This is a genomic window from Actinosynnema sp. (assembly GCF_052038725.1).
Genome location: NZ_JBQGCX010000438.1, coordinates 1 through 6249, shown reverse-complemented (window position 1 = coordinate 6249; position 6249 = coordinate 1). Strand labels below are relative to the sequence as shown.

1 pseudogene is annotated in these 6249 nt (G+C 74.3%); it reads right to left on the bottom strand.

The annotated features are described in order from the left end of the window. A pseudogene (locus ACTUAL_RS08910) lies at positions 1-6224 on the bottom strand (hypothetical protein); the annotation flags it as partial. Positions 6225-6249: the final 25 nt, after the last annotated feature.

Below are 6249 nucleotides of genomic sequence, written 5' to 3'. Positions count from 1 at the left end.
CCCCGCACCCCCTGGGGCGGGGCCGGCCGGGGGGGGGCCCCCACGACCCGGTCGCCCTTCTCCACCACCAGCTCGAACTCGACCGGCACGTCGTAGCGCGCCGCAGGCCCGCCGCCGCTGTGCGAGGCGCTGAACTGGGTGGTCAGCGAGGTGTTGACCGAGGTGCTCTGGGACTGCCCGATGTTCGCCGAGACGAACGCGCCGGTGTTGCCGGACACCGTCGGGTGCGCGCTGCCGGGGATCACGGTGCCGTTGGTGCGCACGCCGACACCCCAACCGCTGTCCCGGCCGAAGCCGGACGAGGTCTTGCTGGAGCCGCCGACCGAGTGGTCGATCCCGACCCCGTCGTTGACCACGTCCACGAACTTCGGCGTGCCCGCCTTCGCCTTCAGCGTCACCTGGAAGGTGTCCTTGCCGAACACGCCCGGCTGGTGCAGCAGCAGCGGCACGCCGCCGTCGAGCGCGCCGTCGATGAGCGCCTTCACGCTCGTCGGCGAGGTGAAGTCGGCCAGGCGCTGGAGGTTGTTCATCGAGTCGCGCAGCACCGAGTCCGGCACGAGCGCGTCGCCCACGAGCTTCCCGGTCTTCGCGTTGACCGCGTCGATGAGCGCCTTCACCTCGCCGGACAGGTCCGGCGGGGTCTCCAGCGCGCTCAGGCCCAGCGCGCCGGGCTCACCGGCGGCCAGCGTCCTCGGCGGCGCGAGGTGCCGGTCCACGGTGGGCAGGTCGCGCGTGGTGGGCTCGGGCAGCACGCCCAGCTTGCGCGCCTCGGCCTCGGTGACCCTGGCGAACACCGCGCCGGGCAGCGAGACGTCCACGCCCGCCGTGCGCAGCCGCCCGTCCGCGATCACGTTGACCTTCTGGCTCTCGGCGACCAGCGCCACGTCGGCGTCGAACTGCACGAGCACGGTGCGCGCGCTGTCCGGGTGCGAGGTGGTGCGGTCGACGTTGCCCGCCAGCTCCGAGCCCTGCGTCTCGGACTTGCCCCACACGGTGTACCGGCCGGTGACGGCCGGACCGGCCAGGCCCGAGACCGGGGCGGCCGTGCCGGGGGGAGCGGGGACCGGGGCCGGGCGCGCGGAGACCGCGATGCCCGCCGTCAGGTCCACCGACTTCGCGGTGCTGCTGGTGTAGCCGGCCTTGTAGCCGCCGCTGACGCTCAGGTCGGCCGGGGTGGTGTCGGAGATCGACACCAGCTTCGGCCTGCCCAGCTTCACGGTCATGCCGAGCGCGCCGGTCCGGTCGGTGATCCGCCGGTCGTAGCGCAGCGCGGGCTCCTGCACGCCCTGCTCGACGAGCTTCTGCAGGTTGGCCTTCAGGTTCTCCGGCGCGAACAGCCGGTCGAGCTGGGCCCGCGAGGCGGTGCCGGGCTGGGTGAGGGCGGTGTCGCCGTTCGCCGCCCGGTCGACGACCTTGATCGCCTCGTCGCGCAGGGCCTTGGCCCCGGTGAACGCCTCGACCCTGAGCAGCTCCGGCGCCTCGGCGCGCTCCTGCGCCGCGCGGCCGACCAGCTCGCCGATCGACGGCGGCTCGGCCATCGCCTTCGGCGCCGCGGGGCCGGGGGTGAAGCCCTTCGGGTCGGACTTCATCACGACGCCGTCGGGCAGCCACGTGGTGACCTTGCCCGTGATCGGCGTGAGCACCTTCGGCGCGTCACCCGGCCGGGAGGCGGCGGGCGTCGCGGTCGGGGCGGTGGGCTGCGCGGTGGCCGGGGTCGCGGCCGGCGCGGCCGTACCCGGCGTCGTGTTCGGCGTCGTCCCCGCGGTCGGCGCGGCGGTCGGCGCGGCGGTCGCGTTCGGCGCGGCCGGGGGCGGCGTCGCCGTCCCGGTGCGCGCGACCACCTTCGGCTCCGGCACCTGGAGGAACGGCGAGCCCGGCGTCACCCGTCGCACCCACGACCTCGGCCGGGTGAAGGTCGAGACCACGATCTCGAACTCCACGTCCGACTCGAACAGGTGCGCGTCGGGCGAGCCGCCCGCCGTGGACGAGCTGGTGACCGCCGGACCCGCGCTGTTCTTGTCCGTCTTGCTGTAGGTGCCCCTGATCCCGGCCTGCGGGGTCGGGGTGACCGTGGCCGTCGTGCTCTTCCACGGCGCGTTCACCCGGCCCTCCAGCCCCGCGCTGAAGCCCTTCGTCGTCGACGTCGAGCTGTCCAGCTTCGGGCTGGTGCTGTTGGCCGCCCGCACGTTCCGGTCGGCCGCCTCGCCGAGGTGCGCGGTGTTGGAGACCTTGGCCCGCACCTCGATGTTGACGTAGGTGTCGGTGGTCTTGCTCTGGTGCTTGAGCTGCACCTGCACGCCCGGCCCCACCAGGCTGTCCATGCTGCTGCGCAGCGCGGTCGGCGACAGCTGGGCGAGCTTGCGCTGGTTGTCCAGGCGCAGCGCGGTGTCCTCGTACCGGTGCGCCTTGCGGTCGCCCGGCCTGGTCGAGTCGGAGTTCCAGTCGGGCAGGAACTTCGCGAAGCCCGGCAGGTCCCGCAGGACCTGCTCGACCTGCGGCTGCACCTGGTTGGCTGCGGTGAACGAGCCGACCCGGCCGTCACCGGCCGCCAGCGCGTCCGCCAGGTACGGCGGCGCGTGCCTGGTGCCCGCCGTGTCCGGCTTGACCAGCTCGGGGGTGGCGCCCTCGGGCGTGGGCAGGCCCTGCGCGGCGGCCTCGGGCAGGCCCACCCGCACGTGCGCGGTCACCGGCACGACGACGTTCTCGCCGCTGGGCGTGCGGACCTCGACGTCCACCTCGACCTGGTACAGGCCGACCTCGCCCTTGACGGTCAGCCCGCCCCGGTTCATCGCGCTGACGCCCGCCGACGAGCCCTCGGCGGTGCGCGCCGAGTAGGTGCCGGTGACGCCGATCTGACCGGTGAGCGTGCCCGGCTGGCCGATGATCCCGCCGACGCCCGCCGTCGCGTCGAAGCCCGCCTTCGTGGTCGCCGACAGGCTGTTGCCGGTCGTCGTGGTCTCCTGCACCCGCAGCGAGGTCTTGTCGTTGGCGCCGACCAGCTCGGCGCTGCGCAGGCGCGCGGTCATCTGCACCGCGCCGCCCGTGCTGCCGTCCGGGCTGACCAGGTCGGGCGAGGTCACCCAGCCGTTCAGCATCGGGCCGAGGTGGGAGCGGATCGAGCCCGCGCTCAGGAAGTCCTGCAGCGCGGTCCGGCCCGGCGAGCCGATCTTGGTGATCGACGGGTGCAGCTTGGCCGCGACGTCGCCGAACGCCACCTTCGCGTCCACGCCCGTGATGGCCTCGGCCACCAGGTGGTCGAGCTTCGCGCCCACGTCCGGGTCGGTCAGCGCCACGCGCGGCGCGGTCTTGCCGGACGAGGCGAGCAGCCCGAGGTCCTCGGGCACCACCAGTTCGACGCTGCCCTCGACCGACGGCGGCGACGAGATGTTGCCCGACGCGTCGGTGAGCGTGACGGTGTACTCGACCTCGGCGCGCACGGCCTGCGCCTGCTCGCCGGAGCGCACCGCGCGCTGGTCGGCGGTGGACACCGAGAAGCCCTGGGTCACGGCGGGCGTCGCCAGCTGCGCCTTGCCCGCCACCGAGCCGTACGGCCCGGCGAGCACGCCCATCGTCACGCCGCCGCTGATGTCGTTCGCGGTGGTCAGCGCGTTGGTGGTGGACGCGGACTGGCCGGACTGGTTGGCGACGTCGACCTTGTGCTCGGTCTTCTTCGGCTTCCCCTCGTCCTCCGGCTTCACGGCGGTCGCGTCGGCGTCGGCGTCGGTCACCGGCAGCGCGGCCGGGGCCTCGGTCGGGCGCAGGTGCGCCCGCACGTTCGCCTCGTGCCACTTGCCGCCGATCTGGACCTGGAAGTTCCGACCGCCCTTGAGGAAGGTCTCGAACTCGGTCTCCAGCGTCCTGGTAACCGCCTCGACGTCCTGCGGCCGGGCGTTGCCCAGCGAGGCGGCCACGTCGGCCGCGCCGCGCACGTCACCGGCGACGATCGAGCCCAGCGCCTCGTTGGACTGCACGAACGCGGGCAGGTCGCGGCCGGTGAGCACCTGGCCGGTGCTCGCGGGCGGCATCGGCACCAGCGGGATCACCGGGGCCGCGGGCTTGCGCTTCCACGGGGCGTTCGGCGCGACCGGCTCCGGGTTGGAGCGCGAGCCGGGGCGGTCCGAGCGGTCCTGGCCCAGCGGGTCGACCGCGCTCCGCGCGTCGGCGGTGCTCGCCGCGTCCGGGGTCGGCGCGCCCGGCGCGCGCTCCGCGTCGGGGGTGCGCGCGCCGTCCGTGGGGACCGGGGTGCGCCAGGCCGCCCGGTCGCGGGCGAGCCTGCTGTCCGGCGCGTCGGACGGCCTGCGGCTGGGCAGCGGCGTGCCCTCGGGCGTGGTGGCCGCCAGGACCTCCAGCGTCCGCACCGGGTCGTTGCCCCACTCGCGCAGGTCGGCCGCCGCGCGGTCGCGCTCCACCGAGGTCATGGCCGCGTTGTCCCACGCCGCGCCGAGCCGGTCGCGGTGCTGGAAGCCCTCCGCGACGAAGTCCGCGTACGCCTGCTCGGCGTCGCGCACCGCCTCGGCGTGCGCCTCGCGGGCGGACAGGAAGTTCCGGAACGCGTCGAGCCGAGTCCTCGGGAAGTCCGGGCCCTGGTTGACCAGGCTCGGCCGCCGGGTGGCGTCCGCGTCGAGCACCGCCGCCACGGCGGACTCGGCGTCCTGGGCGAGGCTGTCCCGCCGCGCCGGGGTGATCTCCACGTCCGGCACGGCCCCGGTGGCCGCGCGGGCCAGCGGGTCGGCGTTGACCAGCACCGGCGGCTGCCCCGGCGCGAACCGGATCAGCGGCTCGACGCCCTGGTGCCGCGTCACGATGTCGCTGAAGATCTTCCGGCCGAACGCGTCGGTCGGCTCCCAGTACATGTGCGCGCCGTGCTGGACGCCCATGTCGTTGTGCGTCAACCGGTACACGTCGAGGTCGTACGCGTAGGCGGTCAGCTGCTCGCCGGTGTCCGGGCGGCGCACGTTGTACACGTCGTGGTCGCCGGTGATGTGCTTCGGGCCGTCCGCCGTCACCTGCTGCACGACGCCGTCCGGGGAGACGGTGAACTTCCCGTTCTCGGCGTGCTTGGCCATGACCGGGGAGAGCTGCCTGAACTCCTCCAGCCTGCTCTCGTACCGGTCGCGCACCACCTGGGCGTCGGTCGCGCTCAGCGCCGACACGTCCGGCTGCCGCGGCTCGAAGAAGCCGACCAGGCCGACGTGCTCGGCCTTCGCGCCCAGCGCCACGTCCACCGGGGTGATCGTCTTGGCCTTGATGTCGACCGGCTTGGGCACCGCGCCCTCGGCCAGCCAGCGCGCGGCGGTCGGGTTCGTCGGGCGCACGTCGTACACCAGGTCGAACCGGTCGGCCATGCGCTGGAACCGCTGCTGGTTGACCTCGGGCATCCCGTAGGTCTCGCGCAGCTCCTTGGCGGACAACGACTTCCCGCCGTCGTGGTAGTTCGGCGGGACCAGCCAGTTGCGCGGGTCGGCCGGGGTGGCCTCGGCCGGGAAGCGCGCGTCCAGGTCGGCGAACACCTCGCGGGTGAACGAGTCCGCCACGCGGGCGGGCGCGTCCAGCACCGGGGCGGTGTCCGCGAGCGGCGGCGTCCAGACCGGCGCGCCCTGCAGCGCGGTCATCCGGCTCTCGATCAGCCACAGGTTCGACGGCAGGACCCTGGCGTCCGGCGAGTTCAGGCCGGTGTTCATCGGGCCGCTGACGCCCTCGGTCAGCGGGCCGGTGAAGCCCTCCGGCCTCGGGTCGTCGGGGGCCCGGAGCACGCGCGCCGCGTCCTGCCGGTGGTTGAAGATCGGGTTCTCGGCGTTCGGGTCCTCGTCCCGGCTGGTGTGGTACTGCTCGTGCAGCCCGTAGAAGTGGCCGATCTCGTGCGCCAGCTCGCCGGGCGGGGTGTCGACCGGCCAGCTGGTCTGGTTCGGCCGGGTGCCCGCCGGGGCGAGCGAGACCGTGCTGTGCGCCTCGGCCGGGTTGTCGGTGAACCGCACGGAGCCGTGGAACTGCTCGCCGCCGGGGAGCCGGTTGCCGCGGTTGAACACGCGGTCCAAGCCCTCGACCGCCCGCTGCTTCACCGCGTCGACCACGTCGGCCGGGTGGCCGGACGGGTCGAGGTAGATCACGGTCTCGAAGTCCCTGACCTGCTTGCCGTCGACGGTGAACGAGCGGGTGTCGTAGGCGATCCGCGCGCGCCACGGCCGGGCGTCCAAGCCCTGGTCGTCCCACCGGCTGCTGTCCATCAGGCCGGAGTCCTCGCCCCGGATC